The organism is Thermosynechococcus sp. GLH187, assembly GCF_031583395.1.
Lineage (GTDB): Bacteria > Cyanobacteriota > Cyanobacteriia > Thermosynechococcales > Thermosynechococcaceae > Thermosynechococcus.
Map to the genome: position 1 here is coordinate 1,343,618 of NZ_CP134175.1, position 22,706 is coordinate 1,366,323.

The 22,706-nt window shown below is 54.7% G+C and carries 19 protein-coding genes; 5 read left to right on the forward strand and 14 right to left on the reverse strand.

All coding sequences use genetic code 11. From position 1 onward, the window contains the following. Positions 1-13: 13 nt before the first annotated feature. The 4 genes from RHI63_RS06480 to RHI63_RS06495 form a co-directional block, all read right to left on the reverse strand. Positions 14-1,612: a radical SAM protein gene (locus RHI63_RS06480; RefSeq protein ID WP_310821365.1), complete on the reverse strand. Its 1,599-nt coding sequence runs from the start codon at positions 1,610-1,612 to the stop codon at positions 14-16. Next, entirely contained in the window at positions 1,613-4,276 is a 2,664-nt protein-coding gene (gene topA, locus RHI63_RS06485) for a type I DNA topoisomerase (protein WP_206199462.1), read from the reverse strand. A gap of 307 nt (positions 4,277-4,583) precedes the next feature. Beyond that, entirely contained in the window at positions 4,584-5,096 is a 513-nt protein-coding gene (locus tag RHI63_RS06490) for an inorganic diphosphatase (protein WP_149821614.1), read from the reverse strand. A 220-nt stretch (positions 5,097-5,316) separates the two neighbouring features. Further along, on the reverse strand, positions 5,317-6,489 hold the full coding sequence (locus RHI63_RS06495) for a hypothetical protein (protein WP_310742782.1): 1,173 nt from the start codon (positions 6,487-6,489) through the stop codon (positions 5,317-5,319). 241 nt (positions 6,490-6,730) lie between these two features. Between RHI63_RS06495 and RHI63_RS06500 the strand changes: the two genes are divergently transcribed. Next, positions 6,731-8,137, forward strand: coding sequence for a type II CAAX prenyl endopeptidase Rce1 family protein (locus tag RHI63_RS06500; RefSeq protein WP_310821367.1), 1,407 nt, complete (start codon positions 6,731-6,733; stop codon positions 8,135-8,137). Here RHI63_RS06500 and RHI63_RS06505 read toward each other — a convergent pair. Next, complete coding sequence (locus tag RHI63_RS06505) at positions 8,105-8,881, reverse strand: SDR family oxidoreductase (protein WP_310821368.1); 777 nt, start codon at positions 8,879-8,881, stop codon at positions 8,105-8,107. The two genes, RHI63_RS06500 and RHI63_RS06505, sit on opposite strands and share 33 nt — an antisense overlap. 67 nt (positions 8,882-8,948) lie before the next feature. Between RHI63_RS06505 and RHI63_RS06510 the strand changes: the two genes are divergently transcribed. Beyond that, entirely contained in the window at positions 8,949-9,839 is an 891-nt protein-coding gene (locus RHI63_RS06510) for an alpha/beta fold hydrolase (RefSeq protein ID WP_206199465.1), read from the forward strand. Here the strand turns inward: RHI63_RS06510 and RHI63_RS06515 are convergent. The 8 genes from RHI63_RS06515 to recN all read right to left on the reverse strand — a co-directional run bounded on the left by RHI63_RS06515 (position 9,836) and on the right by recN (position 17,675). Next, positions 9,836-10,789 (reverse strand): heme o synthase, encoded by a 954-nt coding sequence (locus tag RHI63_RS06515; protein WP_302677839.1) that lies wholly within the window; start codon positions 10,787-10,789, stop codon positions 9,836-9,838. The genes RHI63_RS06510 and RHI63_RS06515 overlap by 4 nt on opposite strands. A gap of 17 nt (positions 10,790-10,806) precedes the next feature. Further along, on the reverse strand, positions 10,807-11,727 hold the full coding sequence (locus tag RHI63_RS06520; RefSeq protein ID WP_399378062.1) for a heme A synthase: 921 nt from the start codon (positions 11,725-11,727) through the stop codon (positions 10,807-10,809). 145 nt (positions 11,728-11,872) lie between these two features. Next, a complete protein-coding gene (locus RHI63_RS06525) occupies positions 11,873-12,442 on the reverse strand; it encodes a hypothetical protein (RefSeq protein WP_206199467.1) in 570 nt (189 codons plus the stop codon). A 63-nt stretch (positions 12,443-12,505) separates the two neighbouring features. After that, a complete protein-coding gene (gene csaB / locus RHI63_RS06530; RefSeq protein WP_206199468.1) occupies positions 12,506-13,525 on the reverse strand; it encodes a polysaccharide pyruvyl transferase CsaB in 1,020 nt (339 codons plus the stop codon). Beyond that, complete coding sequence (locus RHI63_RS06535) at positions 13,522-14,244, reverse strand: CbiX/SirB N-terminal domain-containing protein (protein WP_310800605.1); 723 nt, start codon at positions 14,242-14,244, stop codon at positions 13,522-13,524. Before RHI63_RS06535 ends, csaB begins: the two co-directional genes overlap by 4 nt. Beyond that, positions 14,214-15,482, reverse strand: coding sequence for a histidine--tRNA ligase (gene hisS, locus RHI63_RS06540; RefSeq protein WP_310821369.1), 1,269 nt, complete (start codon positions 15,480-15,482; stop codon positions 14,214-14,216). The genes RHI63_RS06535 and hisS overlap by 31 nt, the downstream gene beginning before the upstream one ends. A gap of 41 nt (positions 15,483-15,523) precedes the next feature. Continuing rightward, complete coding sequence (locus RHI63_RS06545; RefSeq protein ID WP_206199471.1) at positions 15,524-15,889, reverse strand: resolvase; 366 nt, start codon at positions 15,887-15,889, stop codon at positions 15,524-15,526. Between the two features lie 67 nt (positions 15,890-15,956). Further along, complete coding sequence (gene recN, locus RHI63_RS06550; RefSeq protein WP_206199472.1) at positions 15,957-17,675, reverse strand: DNA repair protein RecN; 1,719 nt, start codon at positions 17,673-17,675, stop codon at positions 15,957-15,959. Between the two features lie 154 nt (positions 17,676-17,829). Between recN and crtR the strand changes: the two genes are divergently transcribed. From crtR to RHI63_RS06565, 3 genes are read left to right on the forward strand one after another with little or no spacing between them, the layout of a single operon-like run. After that, entirely contained in the window at positions 17,830-18,714 is an 885-nt protein-coding gene (gene crtR, locus RHI63_RS06555; RefSeq protein WP_399364977.1) for a beta-carotene hydroxylase, read from the forward strand. A gap of 14 nt (positions 18,715-18,728) precedes the next feature. Next, positions 18,729-19,688: an ABC transporter ATP-binding protein gene (locus tag RHI63_RS06560; RefSeq protein ID WP_206199474.1), complete on the forward strand. Its 960-nt coding sequence runs from the start codon at positions 18,729-18,731 to the stop codon at positions 19,686-19,688. 55 nt (positions 19,689-19,743) lie between these two features. Beyond that, positions 19,744-20,982, forward strand: coding sequence for an endo-1,4-beta-xylanase (locus tag RHI63_RS06565; RefSeq protein WP_310744374.1), 1,239 nt, complete (start codon positions 19,744-19,746; stop codon positions 20,980-20,982). Between the two features lie 2 nt (positions 20,983-20,984). Here RHI63_RS06565 and RHI63_RS06570 read toward each other — a convergent pair whose 3' ends face one another. Next, positions 20,985-22,637 (reverse strand): aldehyde dehydrogenase family protein, encoded by a 1,653-nt coding sequence (locus RHI63_RS06570; RefSeq protein ID WP_206199475.1) that lies wholly within the window; start codon positions 22,635-22,637, stop codon positions 20,985-20,987. Positions 22,638-22,706: the final 69 nt, after the last annotated feature.

Consider the following 22,706-nt stretch of genomic DNA (forward strand, 5'->3'; position numbering starts at 1 on the left):
AGCGCAGACCGGCCTAGGCGATCGCGCGCTGCAGATGCTTTTGCAAGGTTTGAGTGGGCAGGCCACTCTGGAGATGCTGCCACGGTAAGATCGTCTCCTCTGGCCAATGGGCAGTGACGTAGGCTTCAAAGTCGGGCAACTGTCCGCGCAGTTCCTTAAATGCCCGCCGATAACTGCCCAAGGAAGTGCCGTAGTGGCGTACCTGCTCAAGCAGGGGAGCAAGCCGGCGATCGCCCCGCGAAATTAAAGCTTGAATCAGCGAGTCATTATAGGATTCAGGACGAAACTCAATCCCCAATTTGGCCAATTCTTTTTTCAGGAACTTCAGGCGTTTTTCGGCCACGGGTTGCACGCCCCACCACTGAAAAGGAGTATGGGCCTTGGGCACAAAGGTACTACAGCCAAGGGTGAGTCGCAGGCGCGGCGCTGTTTTTTTCAATTGGCGAAAGAGATCCACCGTAGCTGCAACATCGGCATCGGTTTCTGTGGGCAGTCCCACCATGCCATAAAACTTTAGCCCCTTGAGGCCGCCGGCTTGGGCATGGCTGGCAGCGGCAAGAATCTCCTCAGTCTCAAGCTTTTTGTTGATCACTTGGCGCAGCCGCTCAGACCCCGTTTCGATGGCGATCGTCAGGGATTGACTGCCCCGTTGACTCAAGAGTTGGGCAAGGGATGCAGTGACCGTATTTGTGCGCACAGACGCTAAACTCACCCGCACATGGTCAAATTGTGGTTGGCCTAGATGCTCAATCAAGGCGGGAAATTCGGGATGCTGGGTAATCGAGGCACCCAAAAGCCCTAGGCGATCGGTGACCGCTAGCCCCCGCTCAATGGCAGGAATCAGTGTTTCGAGACTGGGCGTGCGAAAGGGCAAGGTCAAATAACTGGCCAAACAAAAGCGACATAGCTCTGGACAACTGCGCACCACCTCCACCATGTAAATCTTTTCCCAAGCGGCGAGGGGGGTGACCACCGTTGAGGCAGCAAGGGTATTGCCGCGATGGACTTGTTTGGTCACTGTGGCGGGTACCGTGGGCTTTCGGGGTTCAATTCCTTGAATCGGGCCTGTGGCACTGGCATAACTGACGGCATAAAGACTGGGGACATAGAGGCCGGACACTTGGGCAAGGGCTTCCAACTGTTGCGATCGCGGGGCAGCGCGCACCTGTGCCATGGTCGTCAAAAACGGCTCAAGGAGGGGTTCGGCATCCCCCAGTAAAATCACATCGAAAAAGTCGGCAAAGGGTTCGGGATTGGCCGTCAGCACTGGACCACCGCCAAAGACCAAAGGATGGCGATCGTGGCGATCGCGCTGCCAAATGGGAATGCCCAACTGCTCCAAGAGGGCCAATAGATTGCCGTAGTCCAACTCCCACGAGAAGGAAAAGCCCACCAACTGCGGATCCCGAGGCAGTGGCTCCTGCACATCGGTAAAGAGGCGACTCACGGCCACATCAGGACGGCTGGCCAGTTGTGCCCACACTAGTTGATACCCTAAGCTGGTAATGCCAACGCTGTAGGTATTGGGAAAGCCGTAGATGACCCGCAGTGCCTCTGGCCGCGGGCGGGATCGCTCAAAAAGGAGGGTTTCAGCAGTAAAGGGGGAATTCACCTAGGTTTCCGTTGACTTACGGCGGCTGGTTTTTGCGGTCTTGGTGGCCGTCTTTGTACTGGTCTTTTTGGTGGTTGATTTTGGTTTCGGGGCAGTGGCTGTTGCGCTGCGGCGGGTTTTCTTCGGTGCTTTCTCCGCCAAGAGGGGCAGGGCTTGCTCAAGGGTCATGGTCTCTGGACTCACCCCCTCCGGTAGTGAGGCATTCACCTTACCGTGGTTGACATAAAGACCATAGGGACCATCAAAGACTTGCACTGGCTCGCCATCCTCTGGGTGAGTCCCCAACACCGCGAGCACCTGCTTCTTGGCACGGCCACGACTGGATTTTGGGGTTGCCAGTAGCTCTAGGGCACGCTCTAGGGTAATCGTATAGACATCATCCTCCCCCTTGAGGGAACGATAGTCCTTCTCACCGTCGGGGTCATGGACAATGTAGGGGCCAAAGCGACCTTGATTGGCCTGAATCAGCTTGCCCGTTTCGGGATGAACTCCCAATGTGCGGGGCAGCGACAACAGCGTAATCGCCAAGTCTAGGGTAACTTCGTCGGGACTGACCCCCTTGGGTAGAGAAGCTCGTTTGGGTTTTGGATTGGCCGCTGTGGCTTCCCCCAACTGTACATAGGGGCCAAAGCGTCCCGTGAGTAAGAAGATCGGTTCCCCGGTTTCAGGATGCACGCCCAGCTTGTCGGGACCCTCTAGTTTTTGGCGAATTAATTGCTCCACTTGTTCGCGGGTGAGGCTACCGGGAGTGGCATCTTGGGGCAAGGAGGCTTTAATGGGTTCGCTGCCATTGCCATTTTGATAGACGACAAAAGGACCAAAGCGACCCACCACCACTTCGGCATTCAGTTCTGGCAGGGCGATCGCCCGGGCTTCTGTGGACTCAATTGTGCGCTCCCGCTCTTTGACCTGCTGCTCAAGGCCATTTTCACCCAAGTAGAAGGATTCAAGGTAGGGCTGCCACTGCACCTCCCCCGTGGAAATATCATCAAGGGTTTGCTCCATCCGCGCCGTGAAGTTAATGTCCACTAAGTCGGGGAAGTATTTCTCCAGCAGTGCCGTAACCGCAAAGGCAGTAAAGGTGGGTTCAAGGGCATTGCCCCGCCGAATGGCATACTCGCGGTCTTGGATCGTGCTGATGATCGTGGCGTAGGTGCTGGGACGCCCAATGCCGGCTTGCTCGAGGGCTTTGACCAGGCTGGCTTCGGTGTAGCGTGGCGGCGGCTGGGTTTCGTGACCGACACTTTCAAGGGCTTGGCAGCGGAGAATATCCCCCACCTGCATCAGGGGCAGCATCACCTCTTGGCTTTCAAGGGCGGCATCGGGATCATCCGACCCTTCCACATAGGCACGGAAAAAGCCGGGAAAATCAATGCGTTTACCGTGGGCACGGAAGAGGGCATCCCCTGCCGTAATCGAGACCGTTAGCAGGGTGACGCGGGCATCGGCCATTTGTGAGGCCACTGTGCGCTTCCAGATCAGGTCGTAGAGTTCCAGTTCCCGATCCTTAAGGCCAGTTTCTTGGGGGGTGCGAAACTGACTACCCGCAGGGCGAATCGCTTCGTGGGCTTCTTGGGCGCCCTTGGTTTTGGTGGTGTATTGGCGCGGCTGGGGCGACAAAAAGGCTTTGCCATACATGGCTTCCACACAATTGCGGGCAGCAGCGATCGCCTGTTCCGACAGATGCACCGAGTCCGTGCGCATATAGGTGATATAGCCCTCTTCATAGAGCTTTTGGGCAATGCGCATCGTCTCTTGGGCGGAGAGGTGCAGTTTGCGGTTGGCTTCCTGTTGCAGCGTCGAGGTGGTAAAGGGGGGAGCCGGTTTGCGGGTTTGTTGGCGCTCCTCCTGTTCAGTGACCGTCCATGTTTCCGTCAGCAGGCGATCGCGCAGGGCATTGGCCGCCGCCTCATCCAAAAGCAAGACCGCCTCAGGGTTGCGCACCTGTCCTGTAGCAGGATCAAAATCATTGCCCGTGGCCAAGCGTTGACCGCCGACACTCACCAAACGGGCTGGAAAGAGGGTTCCCCGTTGATCCAGCGTGGCCTTGAGATCCCAAAATTGCCCCTTGCGGAAGGCCAGCCGTTCCCGCTCCCGTTGCACCAATAGACGCACTGCCACCGACTGCACCCGCCCCGCCGACAGATGGGGAGCAATTTTCCGCCACAGCAGGGGCGACAGGGTATAGCCCACTAGGCGATCGAGGATACGCCGCGTTTCTTGGGCACGCACGAGTTGTTGATTGACATCGCGGCAATTGCGCAGGGCTTCTTGGATGGCCTCTTCCGTAATTTCATGGAAGACCATGCGCCGCACGGGCACCTTTGGCTCCAACAGTTGCAGCAAGTGCCAACTAATACTTTCGCCTTCGCGGTCTTCATCGGTCGCAAGCAGGAGTTCATCAGCAGTTTTCAGGGCCGTTTTCAGGTCTTTGACAACTTTTTGCTTGTCTTTGGGGACAATGTAGAGGGGTTCAAAGCCAGCAGCGACATTCACCCCTAGGGTTGCCCACTCCTCCCCCTTGAGTTCAGGGGGCACATCAGCAGCGCTGCGGGGCAGATCACGGACATGACCCATCGAGGCTTCAACGCGATAGTCCGGGGGCAGAAATTTGCGAATGGTACGGGCTTTTGTCGGGGATTCAACGATGACAAGGGTGGACATAGCAGATGCTGCGGGATGGGTTTTTCGGCACTCTCAAGTTTAGCGATCGATCATAGAATTGTGTTCTCCCACCGTATCATGGGGAGCAAGGAGAAGCACTTCTTATATTGATAACCCTAGCCTAACCAATAGGCGATGCGGAGAATCTGTTTAGTCAGCATAACGGTTTTTTTGCCCGTGAAGTCTCTTGCCGCGTCGTCTTTCTTGCCGATGGCCAAATTATTGAGGAAGGATCGCCCCAAGAACTGTTTCGTCGTCCGCAACAGGAGCGAACCCGCCTCTTTTTAGAGCCTGTGCTGGTAAGATACTAGCCCTTGTAGGCCTTGATGCATTTTTCAACAAGGGGCTGCACCGCATCCACATCCTGCCAGCCAAGAATTTCAGTCACTTTCTTTTGCAGATTCTTGTAGGTACGGAAGAACTCAGCGATTTCTTCGAGGCGGTGGGGCGCAATGTCCTTGAGGGACGTCACCTCAGCATAGCGAGGATCATCAACAGGCACACAGAGAATTTTCTCGTCGCGATCGCCACTGTCAATCATCTCCAGCATGCCAATGGGACGGGCAGGAATCACACATCCCGGAAACGTCGGCTCATCCATAATCACTAGACCATCGAGGGGATCGCCATCATCCGCCAGTGTATTGGGAATGAACCCATAATCATAGGGATAGGTCACCGCCGAATAGAGCACGCGATCGAGGGCAAAGACGTTCATTTCCTTGTCAAACTCATATTTATTCCGACTGCCCCCCGCAATTTCCACCAGCACATTGACAACACCCGGCTTGGGTTGGGCAGGAATACGGCTCAGATCAATACCCATAGAATCATGTCCACGCAACAAGTCTCCATTTAATCGAGATCGGGACATTGAAGCAAGCACCCAATCAAGAACAGCCCTAAAGCGCTTGTAGCTATAGATTGACATACTCCCCCGCCTAAAATCGAGGGATTCTTGATACTTCAACGGCGCGATCGCTCCTCCATGTCCCGATGCCCCATCCCGACGATAGCCTTTGTTTGGTCAGAGTGTTGGACTAGATATGATGTTCTTCGGTTAGCAGTGGCCATAGTCCCCAAAGGGCAAAGAAAAGGAACATGAGGCCATAACGATGAGATAGGAAACTGAAGTCTAGATGCTGATTCAGTATACTGATCAGAAAAACGCCACACCCCATAGGAAGGGCTTGGATCACTGCAGCGTAGATCATGAAGGAACGGAGTAAATTTGTTCTGGGAACCTTGATCAACTGCAGTGAGAGTAAAACAGCGATCAATAATGTCAGAGCAATAACTCCAGTGCTGGCAAATGGCATGGAAACATTCAGTTCATTTAACTTGTTCCCAGCAAAAAACGGTGGAAATGAATCAGGTAGAATAAGGTAAAATGGCATCACTATAAAGATGAGCGTTAGTATAGAGAGAGATAAGTAAGTCAACGCTACTCGCCTGGCAGCAATCCGCCAAAAAAGAACCAGTAATGGGGGCAGTAGTGTTAGAAAATTGCTTCTTGAAGCCAAGGCAATGCCTGTAAAAATACTCGTACTAACCTTTGCGATGACTGAATTAGATGACAAAGCTTTTATTTGCAGAAAGATTGCTATTAAAATATAAATACTATTAGCAATCAAATCACCACCCGAAATATATTCATGCTGAAATGCAGGTGATAAAACTGCTAGAAATATAAACATTACAATGGCTGAAACATGACTTTCTAGATATATTGTTGTTAAACAAAGAAATACTGCTATCCAAAATAGATTTTGATAGGCGCTGTTGCCCATTAGGATAAATGGTGCAGCAATGAGTATAGCACCGGGTAGCGGCGTGATCTGTCCACCGAGATGAGTGGTTGCAAAATAGGGGTATCGTCCCTGTATAAGTTCCCAAAAAGCAATATTCAATGCTTCGTCGCGATCGCTCCCACGTCCTAGAAGACCTGCTGTTTCTAGTGGATACAGAATCCAAAAAGAGGTGATACCAAAAACAATAGTGATCGCAAGGACACCAAAATAAAATCTGGAAACAAAAGCGAAAATCTTAGTCTTAAATTTTAGCAGAAATAAGAATACCAGTGTAACAATTAAAATATAGCTAGAAACGCCGATTAAACCGAAATATTTTTGAATCAGTGCCGTTGATGGCAATGAAAAAAGCAACAAAAAAGCAACTAACAAATAAACCTTATAGCAATTACCTTTCACCATATTGAGATTAAACCTAAGTATTTTTACAGGAATATTAAAACCGCATTTGCACTACGGCTAGCCAGTTAATGGCGAGAGCCATCTCTTTTTACAATCATAGGGTGGAGTTAGCAATACCGAGCATTTGAGCTAAAGACCTGTCAATCACTAGCCATGCAACAGCTCCTAGCAAAAGGACTAGATTGATCCCTTGGGTCGCTTTCCGCTAAGGTTTTGGGGAGTCCCTTGTCAGCTTTGCCCTATGTCTCTAAAGCGGTTGGTGCTTGCAGCCCTCAGTGTCGTGGTCGCTGCCCTCATGACGGTGTCGTTGCTGGGCAGTTATTTAGAACCCCAAGCCCAAGGGCAAATTAACCTATTTCAGACCAATTTGTCACTACAAGCCCGAGAATGGCAGGGTCTGGGAGATGCCACAACCCGCGATCGCCTAGTGGGCAATTTAGAAGCTGCCATCCAAGCCTACGAAGCGGTGCTGGCAACCCCCACACCGCAAAATCAGCCTCTGCGTCTGCAGTTGGGACTGCTCTATGCTGAAGCAGGGCAGCGCGATCGCGCCCTCAACACATGGCAACTCCTCATTAATAAGGCTCAAGGGACAACCCGCTGTACCGCAGAAGTGCTGATGGCTTTGTGGGCTGATTCCCCCCAACTGCTTCCCGATGGGGAAACGTTGATTAAAAACACCCTTCAAGGCTGGTTTCGCGATCGCGCCCTCGAACGCCTCTATGAACTGCAACAGCGATCCGACGCCCTGATGACCTTGACCCGTGCAGAACAGCAGCGCGCCCAAGCAGCCTTCTATCGCCTTGCCCTGATTGGCACAACTCCTCTGCTAGGAAGTTTGATTGGGATTGTTCTTTGGATGGTCTGGATCTATCAACACCTGCGCCGCCGCCATCAAGGGAACACTCTGCCACCCCTGACCCCCGTGACATGGGGCTGGGAAACCCTCTGGGAAGGCATGGTAATCTGGTTTGCTCTCTTTTTTGCCATTAGCTTGGTGCTCATGCCCTTGGTGCGCTCCCTGATTGGCATGGGACTGCCGTTGCCCTCTGCGATGGCTCAAACGCTGTATGCCTTAGTGAGCTACGGGATGATGATGGTTGCTGGCTTGGGCTGGCTGTGGTACTTTCTGCGTCCCTTTGGTAAGCGCCCTGCGGATTGGTTATGTTGGCAAGGGGGGTTAGGGGGTGCCTTGCGTTGGGGGGTCGGCGGTTATTTGGCGGCACTGCCCTTAGTCGTGGTCAGTTCGCTGATTAGTCAAGCCCTGCTGAAAAATCAAGGGGGCGGCAATCCTTTACTGGAAATTATTTTACAAAGCCGCGATTACACCACCTTTGCCCTGCTTTATATCATGGTGGCAGTGATGGCGCCCTTCTTTGAGGAGATTCTCTTTCGGGGATTCTTCTTTCGTTCGGTGCAATCCTATCTGCCCCTCGGCACTGCCATGGGGGTGACGGGACTCCTCTTTGCCATTGCCCACCTGAATTTAGCCGATCTATTGCCCTTGACGGTTTTGGGAACCGTGCTCAGCTACATCTACTGGCGATCGCACAATATCGGTGCAGCCATGATTCTCCACAGCATCTGGAACAGTGGCTCCTTTTTGGGCTTGCTCCTATTGAGCGGGGGGACGGAAGCGGGGTTCTAACTGCTGCACCAACCAGTGGCGGGGCACCAACCGACCAGCAAGGGCAAGGAAGCGATTGGCGGGCTGACCGGGAATGACCGTGGCCACATCGGTTTGCAACGCCGCAAGGGTTTCGGCAACCACCTGTTCGGGAGTGTCCTGCCGGGCAATGAGAGCCGGGTTGCGGGTCATATCGGCACGCTCAAAGAAGTTGGTGGCAGTGGGTCCGGGACAGACGGCAAGTACCCGAATACCCAAGGGTTTGACTTCTGCCCACAGGGCTTCGCTGAAGTGGCGAACAAAGGCTTTGCTGGCGGCATAGACGGCGAGATAGGGCAGGGGCTGAAAGGCAGCAATGGAGCTAACGTTGATAATCGTGCCTTGACGACGGGGGCGCATTTCTTGGAGCACGAGATGGGTGAGTTCTACTAGCGCTGTGATGTTCACTTGGAGCATGGCCGTCAATTGCTGGCGATCGCGCTCGTCAAAGGCCCCATAATCGCCAAAACCAGCATTATTGACTAATACATCCACCGTTAGTCCTAGGGATTGAATCTGTTCATAGAGGCGGAGCGCCGCATTGGGTTCGCTAAGGTCTTGGGGAATACCTACAACCGGTACTTGGGTGCTGAGCTGCGTCTTTAGCTTTTCTAGGGTGTCGAGGTGGCGACCAGTGAGAATCAAAGCGTGCTGGCGATCGGCCAAGGCTTGGGCAAAGGCCTGCCCTAATCCCCCCGTTGCCCCCGTAATCAGTGCGGTTGCCATAAAATAAAATTGTTACGAAACTTAAAGATCGCTATTCTAAAAGTAATACATTTCGGGAATGGGCAGAATGACCTCTACGCTTTCAGCCACCGCAGCTTTTCCCACCGCAGATTGGACTTGGCGTGGCCATCACATTCGCTACAGCGTCAATGGCAGTGGTGCCCCAGTGGTGTTGGTTCATGGTTTTGGTGCCTCTATTGGTCACTGGCGCAAAAATATCCCTGCCCTCACCGCCGCAGGTTACCGTGTTTATGCCCTTGATTTACTGGGTTTTGGTGCTTCGGCAAAGCCGGATTTAACCTACAGTTTGGATCTGTGGACCGAGCTACTGGCGGACTTTTGGCAAGCCCACATTGGGGAACCCGTGGTTTGGGTAGGGAATTCCATTGGTGGTCTGCTGTGTCTGATGATGGCGGCTCGCTATGGCCACACCTGCCGTGCGGTGAGTGTTCTCAACTGTGCCGGGGGACTCAACCACCGTCCCAATGAACTGAATTGGATGCAAAGCCTCTTTACGGCCATCTTTCGCACCTTGGTTGCCTCTCCCGGCATTGGTCATTTGATCTTTAACCAGATTCGGCAGCCGGAGCGCATCCGCAAAACCCTGACCCAAGTCTATGCCAATCCCGACGCCATTACCGATGAATTGGTGGAACTACTGCATCGACCCGCCATGGATGCCGGCGCCAAGGAAGTGTTTGCCCGTGTGATTTCAGCACCGCCGGGACCGAAAATTGTGGATTTGCTGCCAGAAATTCAAGTGCCGATTCTGGTGCTCTGGGGTGAGGTGGATCCTTGGACGCCGGTGTCGGGGACTCAGCACTTTGCAGCCCATCAAGATCGCTTGCCGATTCGCATTGAGCGACTGCCCAATACTGGCCACTGCCCCCATGACGATCGCCCGGAGCTGGTGAACCCGATCCTCATTGAGTGGTTGCAACAGTTGGGACACGCCTAACTCAAGAGGCAAGCAAGGGCATCGAGGCTTTCTGGCAACTGGGGCAAGAGAATGCGATCGCCGACCATGGCAGCACACAGCAGCATCATATAGAGAATCGAGAACTTAAAGAGGCTGCGTGCCTGTTCTTTGTCCTCTGGGGCTTGGGTCAACTGCCACGCGCGGTAAATAAACCAACTACCAAGGGCGATCGCCACCACACCATAGCCCCAGCCCACGACACCACAGGGGTAGATTAACAGCAGACTGGTGGGCACCAGTGCCAAGGTGTAGAGAAAAATCTGCCGTGCCGTGACGCGATCGCCGTTAACCACCGGCAGCATCGGCACCCGCACACGGGCATAGTCCTCTTGAATCAGCATCGCCAACGGCCAAAAATGGGGCGGCGTCCAGATAAAGATAATGGCAAACAGCACCCAAGCCGCCCAACTCAGTTCTCCCGTCACCGCTGCCCAACCCACCAAGGGGGGAATCGCCCCAGCCGCACCGCCAATCACGATATTTTGCGGCGAAGACCGCTTCAGCCAGTGGGTATAGACTCCCACATACACCGCAATTCCGGCCATAGCAAGGCAGGCACTCAGGAGATTGGCAAAGACCGCCAAGAGGCTAAAGGCCGTTGTTGCCAAGAGCACTGCTAGAAACACCGCTTCCCAAGGAGCCACCCGACCCGCTGGCAAAGGGCGATGGCGCGTCCGCTCCATAATGGCATCAATATCGCGGTCATAGAGACAGTTGATCGTATTCGCTGCCGCCGCTGCACAGGCACCACTGACAAGGGTTATCAGGAGCAATTGGGGAGCCACCCGACCTTGGCTTGCTACTTCCATTGCTGCTGCAGTTGTAATCAAAAAGAGCAGAATTAAGCGCGGTTTGGTGAGTTGGACATAGTCCACTAATTTTGTCGAGAGATCCCCCGTTGAGGAGGAAAGTCTGGCTAGGAATGTCATGCGAGCCTCAAGATCGTTCAAAATTCATGCTTCAGGGAACCAGCTTGGCGATCGCGCCATGCCAATGTGGAAATGGCAACCAACACCCCCAAGAGGGTGGCGCCAATCATTTGATGGGCAACGGTGAGTGCCGGCACCTGTAGCTTTAGTTGTAGGGTGCTCCAGCCCAAGGCTACTTGCAGAGCCACCACCGGCAGAAGCGAGAAACTCAGTTGCCGCAAGAGGGGAGCCGAGGCTGGGCTACGCCAAGCAACAATCACCACCCCTAAAACGCTCAGGGTGGCTGGGACAACACCGATCAGATGGCTATTGAGGACTACACACAGGCGATCGCCATAGAGGCACTGCTGCACTGCCCACTGCGAAGACACCAAGCCCCCTAACAAACTTTGGCCATAGACACATAGCGCGGCAATCACTGCGGCAATCCGCAACCAACGGGCGCTCCCCGTACCCCGAAAGGGAGCTAAACCAACGGTGATGGCTGCCAAAAGGCAAAAGAAGAGCAGTCCTGTGCCCAGGTGAGCGGTAACAATTTCAAAGCGCAGCAACTCAGTCACCGTCAGGCCACCGAGAATCCCCTGCACAATCACAAGGCACAATGCCGCAGCAGCAGCAGAGGGCACCCAAGGGGGCAGAGCTTGCCGCCAAGCCACACTCAATCCTACAAAGGCGATCGCCATCAGCCCTAAACTGGTGGCCAGCAGGCGGTGGAACCACTCTAGGAAGATCTGCAAATCCATTTGCGGTACCAGCGTGCCAAAGCACAACGGCCAATCGGGACAGGCTAAACCGGCATCCATCACCCGTGTGGCACTGCCCACCGCCATCAAAAAGAGGGTAAAGACCGTCATCAGCAGCACGAGGCGAAAAATCCACTGGCGACGGGCACTGGGATCACTGCCTAGGGTCAAGGGTGAGACATGAAAAGGCCCCAGCACGGATTTTTCCTCGACAGCAACAACTTCTTCATGGTAAAGAAGCTAAGGGGGAGATCAGGGCTGGCGTGAAAATCTATAGCTTTTCTTTAAGTTTTCGCTAGAGTATAAATTTTTCTTGCATTTGATTGCCGAGTTTGAAGGTCTAAAACGATGGCTCTCCGGCACTGGGTTGACGCTGCAAAAAGTGGAGAAAATCCAAGAGTTCTTCATCGCTCAGTTGCTGGCGCGATCGCTTGCCATAGCGTTGCAGCAAACAAGCCCGCCCTTGGGCTTCTGTCCATCCCAAGCGTTTCATTTCCACGGTAGTTTGGGCAATTTCATCCGCTAAATCCACGGGTTCGCGCTTAGGGGGGGGCTTCTCGCTAGCCGGTTTGACCGCTGGCTTACTGCGGCGGGAATTGGCAGGAGTGGTGGGTTCCAAGAGCAGATCAGTATTGCTGGCCTCTGACCAAGGAGCTGCCTCGAGGACTGCGGGGGTGCGGGGAATCAGTTCCGCCTCCGTTTGCACAGGGAGGTGAATACCGAGAAGTTGCAGGGCACGCTGGCGAGCACTATCTTCCGCCTGTTCTAGGGTGGGGGCAGCAGCCATCCCCGTGGCTAGAATCGTGTCGCCCACAAGGAGGGTGGTTTTGACAATAAAGAGGCCGTCATGGATTTGCAATAAATCACTGACAATGCTGCCGGTGGGATAGCGGCGGTGGAATTCGCTCATGGGGTTGCCGCAATAAAACGACGCATCGAGTTGATCTTATCCTATCCTTGCTGAAGGGCTGGCCTAGAGGAGATTCAGTACTGCCTTGTGAACCGCAGCCGATTGCAGGTAGGGTTGATAGTCGGGCACGGGGGCTGTGAAGGTGTGTTGCCATTGGTGGATCAAGGCAGTGGGGTCAGGGGGCAATGCTGCTAGTTCAACCCCCGCCATACCCGTATCGGCCATGAGGTAACTCACCTTGGGATCATAACTGAGGGCAAAACAGCGACAACCCACACTAGCCGCCATGATCAGGGCATGGAGGCGCATGGCGATCGCCCCCGCCGTTGTCGCCAACAGTCCCTTCATCTCGCGGGGATCCTCACAGGACACGAGTTGCGTCTGCTCAGGGACTAATGCCCCATAGAGATCCTCAGCCAAGGGCAAATCCTGTTGGGGCTGAAAGGGCAACAGCAAAAGCGGTACCCCCGTCTCTGCCTGCCACTGCCGCAAGGCCATTTTCAGAAGCTGCCAGCGATCGCCCGTGAGGTGTCGATGGGGACGTAAACACACAGCAATGGGCGCCTTGTCCTTGGGAGGTAGCACAGGACGGGCTGACATCAGCCACACGGGATCGGCACCCTGTTGATGGGGAATGCCCCACTGCCGCAAGAGAGCCGCTGACCCAGAATCGCGCACCGTGACTGCAAGACAACGCCGCAGAAGGGCCCGTGTCCACCAACGATAGAAAGGCGATCGCAGAGGGCCAATCCCCTGTGCCCAAGCAATAGTGCGACAGCCAAAGCGCTGTGCAAGGGTCATCAAACCAAGGTAATAGAGGGGGCTGCGCCAACTGGTGACATCCTGAATGAGGCTCCCACCACCCCAAATGAAGGCTTGGCTCTGTTGTAGGGTGCGCAGCACCTTTGGCCACTGGCGGCGATCGCAGGTAGCAACGCCATAGCGGACTGCTGTGGCTGTAGGATTGCCGCTGAGGACGACCGGTGAAACGTGGGGCGGCAACTGTTCGAGGAGCGTTGCCAAGAGGGCTTCATCCCCGGCATTGCCATAGCCGTAGTAGCCACAGAGAAAGACTTGACTCATGCGACAGGCTCCACTAGCGGCACTGCCTGAAGAATGTCTTGAAGAACATTGATCAAGGCAGGGGTGGGTTGAATGGCTGGCACCAAGGAAACAGCGTGGTGGGGATACCTGACTTGCAATGTCGCCAGTTGGCTGTGAACCTGATCAACGGTTTTACCGCCAAAGAGAAAGTAGCCATAAATTTTGCTACTGGTATACCCCTGAGCCATCCGCGTCTCAAGGGCATGGTCTAAACTTCCCACTTCGGTCAGCAGCGCTGGACGCACACCACAGGTCTGACACAGTTCCTCAAACCAAGGGTGAACTTCAGGCCGACGACTGCCGTGGCCAAGGAGAATATCGGCGGCTGCATCGGCGATCGCCTGCCGTAACCACGCTTGAAACAGGGGTTGCCCCCCTAAGAAGGTCAATAGTTCTAAAGGTAAAGGCGAGTCAGTACTCGCGATCGCCTGCGGCAGATCCACCACCACATGGTTGCCCGGTAGTAAAAACAGGGGTAGAATGACTACCCGCTGAGCGCCTTGACGTTGCGCTTGGCCACTGAATTCCTGAATCTTGTTAGGTAGTGGTTCTTCCTCAAGGGTGCCCCAGCCCACCATTCCTAGGCGGGTGAGTTGCTGACACAAAAAGGCCATTGCCGCCTGTGGCTCAGGGGCAGGACTGCCGTGGCTAATGAGAAAATAGGCCATCATGATGGGGCAGAAAAGCGCGATCGCCAAGTTTCGCTCAACAGTTCCTGTTGCGGTACCAAGACCTGTTCCCCAGAGGCCAGCCACTTCACCTGTACTGTGCCATCGGCCGCTTCGCTCTCGCCAATCACCAAACAAACGGTGGCACCGACGCGATCGGCGCGTTTCACCTGTTTACCAAAGGCACTGCCGCTGAGATCCATTTCTACGGTATAGCCTTGATGCCGCAATTGCTGTGCCAAAATCAGGCCTTGGCGTTCGGCAGCTTTGCCACGGGTCACCATATAAAGGTAGGGTTGATCACGCGGCGGCAACGGGCGATCGCGCAGGAGTAAAATCAACCGTTCCAGTCCCATCGCCCAACCAATGGCGGGGGTGGCAGGTCCCCCTAATTCCTCGACAAGGTGATCGTAGCGCCCCCCTCCACAGACGGTTCCCTCGTTGCCCAAACGCAAATCCTGAAATTCAAAGGCGGTATGGGTATAGTAGTCGAGGCCGCGCACAAGGGCAGGATTTATCTGGTAGCGGATACCCAGATCCTGCAAGAGGGATTGCACCTGCTCAAAATGGTCGCGCGATCGCGGACTGAGATAGTCCAACAGCCGCGGCGCTTCCTTCACAATCGCTTGGGTGTGAGGGTCTTTGCTATCGAGAATGCGCAGGGGGTTGCGGTGCAGACGCTCTTGGGAATCGGGGTCTAACTCTGCTTTGTAGGGGGTGAGGTAATCCACCAAGGCCTGGCGATAGGCACTGCGATCCTCGCGATCGCCCACGGAGTTGAGCATCAGGGTTAACTCCTTCAGTCCCAAGGCCTGCAAAATATCTAAAGCCACAGCAATGACTTCGGCATCGGCACGGGGATCGGCACTGCCTAAAACTTCCACCCCCAACTGGTGAAACTGGCGATAGCGACCGGACTGTGGCCGCTCGTAGCGAAACATGGGCCCTAGGTACCACAGGCGTTGGACGCCCCCTTGGCTGTGCAAACCATGTTCAATATAGGCGCGCACCACCCCCGCCGTGCCCTCTGGCCGCAGCGTCAGCGACCGTTGAGCGCGATCGCTAAAGGTGTACATTTCCTTACTGACAATATCGGTGGCTTCGCCAATGCCCCGCTCAAACAGAGGGGTTTGCTCAAAAATGGGAGTGCAAATTTCGCGGTAGGCAGCGCGATCTAAAATCTGGCGAGCAATGGTTTCTAAATACTGCCAATAGACCCGCTCAGCGGGCAAAATATCGCGAGTTCCCCGTGGTGCTTGCAAACCCATGTGTGGTCAATGCGCAAATGAAACAGACGTATTATACCTGCCTAGCTTCCTAGTAACTTCTCCACCCGCTCTAGAACCTCGCGAATGTGCTTTAATTCCCCGAGAATTTCCTTGAGGAGATCATCTGTCGGATTGGGGGGCGTGGTTTTTAATTCCACTTGGAGGGTGGTAATGCCCATCACGTCACGGGCAAAACGAGCCACTTCATTGGGGTGAAACAGCAGCGGTTCACGACGGCTTTTGCGATGCTCTGGATTGAGGCGTTGGGGATCAAAGGGGGGATTCATGGTTTCATGATTGGTGTTGACATAACGATAAATAGACGCACGGGAGCGGCGGAGAGTTTGCTGCACTTGATCAATGGTCATTAACTCATCCCCGCCCGCAGGATAGGAAGAACGCTGCATTGAGAACGGCCAAACGGTAATGTTGCTATCAAACTTATTTTACTGTAAGGATATGGACATCAAATGGTTAGGTTTTCATGCTAATTCCTTTGGCGTTAGGCGGAAAGGGGCGTTGTTGCTGTGCCAATAGGCCACTGGCAAATGACAGTGCCATTGCCGAGCGATCGCCCCCCGCTAAATCCGCAAGGGCTTGGACACGTGCCTCACTGGTTAAGTATTGCACACGAATTACCGTTGTGGCGGTACTGGGATCAATGTCCTTTTGCACCAAATAGTGATGATCAGCCGCTGCCGCAATCAAGGATTGATGGGTAACGCACAACACCTGATGGGTTTGCCCCAATCGGCTTAAACTCTCGGCGATCGCCCCCGCGACGCGGCCAGAGACCCCGACATCAATTTCATCAAAAATTAGCGTTTTCGGTGTTTGCTGTGTCGTCAAGCAGGTCTCCAACGCCAGTAAAAATCGGCTCATTTCACCGCCAGAGGCCACCTCCCCAAGGGGTTGCAGGGGTTGACCGGGGTTGGCGCTCCAGAGAAAGGTAATCTCATCACTGCCGCTACTACTGGCTTCTGTGGTCGTCAACTGCACAGTAAAACGGGCTTGGGGAAGTCCAAGGGGGCAAAGGTGGGTAAGGAGGTCTTGTTCGAGGCGTTCTGCCGCCCTTAGTCGTAATTCGTGAAGTTCAGCACTGGCTTGTTCAAGGGCCTGCCGCAGTTGGGCAACTTCTGCCGCTAGGCGCTCTTGGCTGATGGATTGTTGACTCAGGGCTGCTAATTCTGCTTGGATGCGATCGCGATAGGCAATAACACTGGCCAAATCAGAGCCATACTTGCGACACAGGCGTTGTAATTGGTGAATGCGCTGACCTAGGGCATCGAGCGTAGCTGGATCCGCATCGAGGCGATCAGCATAACTGCGCAGTTGGCGGGCGGCTTCTTCGGTGTGGGCGATCGCCCCCTCTAACAATTCGCTCATCGGCTGAAGCGCTGGATCCCAGTCGACAATGGATTGCAGTGCCCCTTGGGCTTGCGCCAGCAACGTCACCACACTGGGTTCCCCTTCGTAGAGGAGGTAATAGGCCTGTTGGCTTTGGCTTTGCAGTTCCTGCACATGGCTGAGGCGTTGGTAATCCTGTTGCAATTGGGTCAGTTCTTCAGGGTCGTCTAGGGCAGCCGGCAGCAGTTCTTGCAGTTGAAAGTGCAGTAAGTCGAGTCGCTGGAGCCGTTGCTGTTCCTGAGCGGCAAAATCCTGCAATTCCCGTTGCCGTTGTTGCCATACTCGGTAGGCGTCTGCCACCCGCTGCCGCTGGCTCATTAAGGCCTCGCCCCCATAGCGATCGAGCCAATCCCGCTGTTGAGAAGCGCTGGCCAGTTGCACTGCCTGTCCTTGAGCTGTCAGGCGCACAAGGTGCCGCCGCAATTCCTGAAGTTGCTGGCGATTCACTAGCACACCATTGACCCGGCTGCGACTGCGAAAGGTTTCCCCCTTGAGACTAAACTCGCGGCTACAGATCACCTCATCCCCTTCAGCATCAATTTCTAGGGTGGCCAGCCAGTCTCTCACTGGGGGGGTCAGGGTGAAAATAGCTTCGATACAGCCCTGCTCTGTCCCCGATCGCAATTGCCGCGCCGAGAGCTTCCCCCCAAGGAGAGCATCAATGGCATCGAGGAGAATCGACTTGCCTGCCCCCGTTTCCCCCGTGAGGACATTCAACCCCCGCTGAAAGGTCACCTCTAGCTCCGCAACGAGGGCAAAGTTCTGAATCCGCAGCGTTTGTAGCATTGTGGCTCCACTAGAGCAACGGTTCTAGGGCCATCCTTGAGCAAAGGGCGGTGACCCACTTTTGGGATCGTGCGACTTGATTTTGTACCGCTGATTAGCCTACATAGTATGAAGGTAACATTTTGCAACAATGTGAGGAGCGACCGCGCGGATGATCACGGAGGCAGCGATCCCGGCCACGGTTCCCAAGGAATTTTTAGGTCCACCGGTGGGCTTTAATCCCACTTTAGTGATGTTTTTTGCCGCATTTGCGATCGCCATTCTATCCACTTGGGGCTACTTTCAGGGTCACTGGCCGGGCTGGGTCTCATTTGTGGCCAATATGCTGGCCTTGCACCTCATGGGCACAGTAATCCACGATGCCTCCCACAATGTTGCCCACAGTAACCGCATCATGAATGCAATTATGGGTCATGGCAGTGCCCTGATGTTGGGCTTTGTTTTCCCTGTCTTTACGCGGGTGCACATGCAGCACCATGCCCATGTCAATGATCCCGAAAACGATCCCGACCATTATGTTTCCAAAGGGGGACCCCTGTGGCTAATCGCGCCCCGCTTTTTCTACCACGAGGTTTTCTTTTTTAAGCGGCAGCTTTGGCGGAAGTACGAACTCCTAGAGTGGTTTCTCAGTCGCTTGACGCTGGTGGGCATTGTCACCTTTGCGGCGCTTAATGGCTATTTAGACTACGTGCTCAACTATTGGTTTTTGCCCGCTGGGGTGGTGGGTCTGATGTTGGGGCTATTTTTTGACTATTTTCCCCATCGTCCCCATACCGAGCGCGATCGCTGGCACAATGCGCGGGTCTATCCCAGTCGCCTCCTGAACATTCTCATTTTTGGCCAAAACTATCACCTCATCCATCACCTCTGGCCGAATATTCCTTGGTACAAAGTGCAGCCGGCCTACTACGCCGTTAAACCGCTTCTCGATGCCCACGGCTGCAAACAAACCCTTGGTATATTGGAACCAGGGAATTTCTTGCCCTTTCTCTATGATGCTTTGGTGGGTTTGCATTTCCATCGCCCTCGTTCTTCCTGAGGTGAATCTCCGATATGCTGGCTGACGCTGCGGGCGATCGCCCCCCTGTGGTGGCGGTTGAGAACTTACAAAAGTCCTACCGTAGCGGATTTTGGCTGCGGACGGTGCTCACGCCCCTCAAGTCTGTCTCGCTGCAAGTGCACCAAGGGGAAACCTTTGGCCTGCTGGGACCCAATGGTGCCGGTAAAACCACCCTGCTGAAGATTCTCTTGGGGCTAGTGCAACCCAGTGCAGGGCAGGGTACGCTGCTGGGACATCCCTTGGGCGATCGCGCTGTGCGACAGCGGATTGGCTACCTGCCGGAAAATCCCTACTTTTACGACTATTTAACCGCTTGGGAGTTTCTAGAGTTTACGGCGGGACTCTTTGGCCTCAGTGCTGCCACCCGCAAGGAACGCATTCCTCTGCTGTTGGAAATGGTGGGCCTCAACCTCAAGGATGCCCGCAAAAAGCAAATGCGCCGCTACTCGAAGGGGATGGTGCAGCGGGTAGGATTGGCGCAAGCCCTGATTAACGATCCCGAAGTGGTCTTTTTGGACGAACCCATGTCGGGTCTCGACCCCCTTGGCCGCTACCAAATTCGCGAGATCATTCTTTCTTTAAAACAGCAGGGCAAGACGATCTTCTTTAATAGCCATGTGCTGGCGGATGTCGAGGCCATTTGCGATCGCATTGGTATTTTGGCGCAAGGGCAATTGATTTGCGCAGGCGGTGTGGATGAACTCCTTGGCAGTAGCGAAGCTTATCACGTGGTGGGCAAAGGCGGTCATGTGGACGGCCTTCAGGAATGGCTCTATTCCTTAGAAATTCAGGGCGATCGCTGGCAAGGCGTGATCAAAATTCCCCTCCAACGCTTCCTCACCCTCGTTGAAGAGATGGGCGGCAACATCCTCCAACTGCGCCTTGCGCGCCCCACCCTCGAAGAGTTTTTTGTCGAACAACTGCGTCAACAGGGGATTCAAGTGACCCATTAGGGAGCTTGGGATAGCGACAATCCGTCTGAAGCTGTAGTGATCTAAGGGTTGATTCATGCTGAACTGGCGCCGTTTTCTCTGGTTGAGTTGCCTAGCTGCTCTTTTGGTGGTGGCCTGCGGTACCTCTGCCTCTTCTGTGGCCACTGATGCCCTCAGCCAGCAAATTGAGCAATTGCGACAGGCGCCCCTCACCGTCGTTGTTGAGAATGGCCAAGGCCGTCCGATTCCCCATGCCCGCATCCAACTGCTGCAGCAAAGCCATGCCTTTCCCTTTGGCATTGCCCTCGATACGGAGATGTTTCGCCCCACCCCACCCGCGGCTGCGCCTTGGTACAAACAAACGGCTCAGGCAAACTTCAATGCCGCCGTCCATGAAAATGCCCTCAAGTGGTATCAATTGGAGCCAGAGCAGGGCAAGCTGGACTTTACCATGGCTGACACCATTTTCAGCTGGGTGCAGGCCCAAGGCTGGCCAATGCGGGGGCATACCCTTTTTTGGGAAGTAGAGCAGTTTAATCCCCCATGGCTGAAAACACTGCCACCAGAGCAATTGCGCGCAGCGGTGAAAAACCATGCCATTGCCGTGTGTCGCCACTATCGCGGTCGGATCAACGAATTTGATGTCAACAATGAGATGCTCCATGGCAATTTTTTCCGCAGTCGCTTGGGTGAGGGCATTGTCAAAGAGATGTTTGCATGGTGCCGTGAGGGCAATCCCGATGCGATTCTCTATGTCAACGACTACGGCATCATTGAGGGCGATCGCCTGAATGACTATGTTGAGCAGATTCGTCGTCTCTTGGCGCAAGGGGTTCCCCTTGGCGGGATCGGTATTCAAGCCCATCTGGAATATCCCTTGGATGAGGCCAAAATGCAGCGTGCCCTCGATACCCTCGCCCAGTTCAATCTGCCCTTGAAAATTACGGAAGTGAGTGTGAGTTTGGCGGACGAACAACAGCAGGCCCAGACCCTGCGCCAAATTTACCGCATTGGTTTTGCCCACCCCGCAGTCAAGGAAATTTTGCTTTGGGGCTTTTGGGCGGGGAACCATTGGCGTCCCCAAGCCGGACTCTATCGCCAAGACTTTTCCGCCAAGCCAGCGGCGATCGCCTACCGCAAACTCCTTTTTGAGGACTGGTGGACAAGGGTGACGGGTCAAACCAATGCCCAAGGCCAATGGCAAGGACGCGGCTATCTTGGTCGCTATCGCTTAACAGTGACAGCCCAAGGCCAAACCCGCACACAGGAGTTGACACTGCCTCAAGGGGGGAAAACCGTCACCGTTCGGCTATGAGCCTAGCCCCGCATCGCCGCCATCAAGAGGGACAGCCAACCCAAGGGATTGCCGCCAGCGTAAATGTCCATGACCGCCTGCGCCAGTTGGGGTAGGCTGCGATGGCCATAGAACCAAGGGGGCGTGACCGGTAACTGGAAGGGAACACGAACCACGGCTTTTTCGGGATAGTCAAACAGGAAGCTATTGTGAACCACGCCCACCCCAGAACCAATGGCCGCTGGTGTATGTCCAGGAAAGGCTCCCCAAGGGGTACAGCCCAACCCATAGGCCAAGGAAACCCATGCATTGATGGCAATAGAACCATAGCGCAATTGGGCGATCGCCTGTTCCAGCACGTCTGCATAGCTGGCCTCAGTACGCGGATCAACGATTAGACTACAGCCGAGGGTACCCCAGAGCCGCTCATTGACAAAGGGCACGGCAGTGGTGAGGTAGGCGGCGGCATCGCTAACGGGCAATTGCACCTCTGCCAACAGACCACAGAAGACCTCCTCTTGGAAAATGCGGGGATTGGCCGTGGGGGTGAGGCCTTCAATCAGGGTCCAGGGAATCGTGCCTTCGACAGCGGGACTCAGCACTGTGGCTTGGGGATAATCCGCCAGAAACGACTCATAGCGGGCGATCGCCCCCGGATAATAGGCAGGGCGAGGGGGAATCGCTTGCAGTTGTGCCTTCAGGGTGTTGAGGAATGCCTCTCGCTGGGACCATCCCGCAGCCGTGACGAGGATTTGCGCCCCAATGCAGTTAAAGCTGGCGTTATGGACAAGGGCACCGGCCACTTGGCGGGCTTGGTAGGTCAGTTCTGCTGCTGTCCATTCGCCGGGAACGATCAACAGGGGAGTGACATTTCCCAATTCTGCTGTCACGGGTTTGGTTAGCTTCCGTTGTTGGCGGGCTTTGCGGATGGCCTGTTCTGCAGCGGTTTCCCCCCAAACTAGACGATTGTAGGTGTGGTGGGACCCAGTAATATGAATGTGCTGCGTCAATGGATGATGGCAGAGGGCTTCCCCTAGGGCGGCATCTCCTTCAACAATCTCAAGGAAACCCGCCTCAATTAAGGGCGCACAAATCTTGCGAAAACACTCCGTCAAAGGCGCCAAGAGGGGATTCATCTTCAGTAGTGCCACTCGATTGGCCGCCACCAGTTGATAGAGGGCATCCGCCAAGCACAATGATGTGATATTGCCCGCCCCCAGCACCACAGCGACCCCCGGCGGCGGTGGGTTACGGTAAGCACTGCCCTGACTTGGGGGTTGATCGGGTTGGAGCCAAACTTCGGCTTTCACCCCAAACCAAAGTAAACGCTCTTGCCAATTGCGCGGCAGAATGTCAGCGATCGCCTGACCACTGGGGGCAGTTCGCCAGCGCGGCACTGGAGGAGTTGCCTCGTGACGCAGGGCATGGAGATAGTGATCGAGCTTGAGAATTAAGCCCAAAGGGCCTGTTGTCCATTCTTCCCCTGCCCAAACCCCCTGGGGGTCAATACCTTTGATTTGACAGGCCAAGGTCACCCATTCTGGAGCATGGCGACGGGCAAGGGTCTTCATGGCTTGAAGATAGCCCATGCGCTCTCGCGGTGCGAGGCATTGCCAGCGGCTGGCCTGCTGATGGAGGCGTTCCAGTTCGGGAATGGTGGTTGTTGAGAGTGTCATAAAAGGTGGTTGATTTTCTCCTGTGGGCATGGTTTGACAGCGGTGCCGGTGTACTGTTGTCGTCAATAC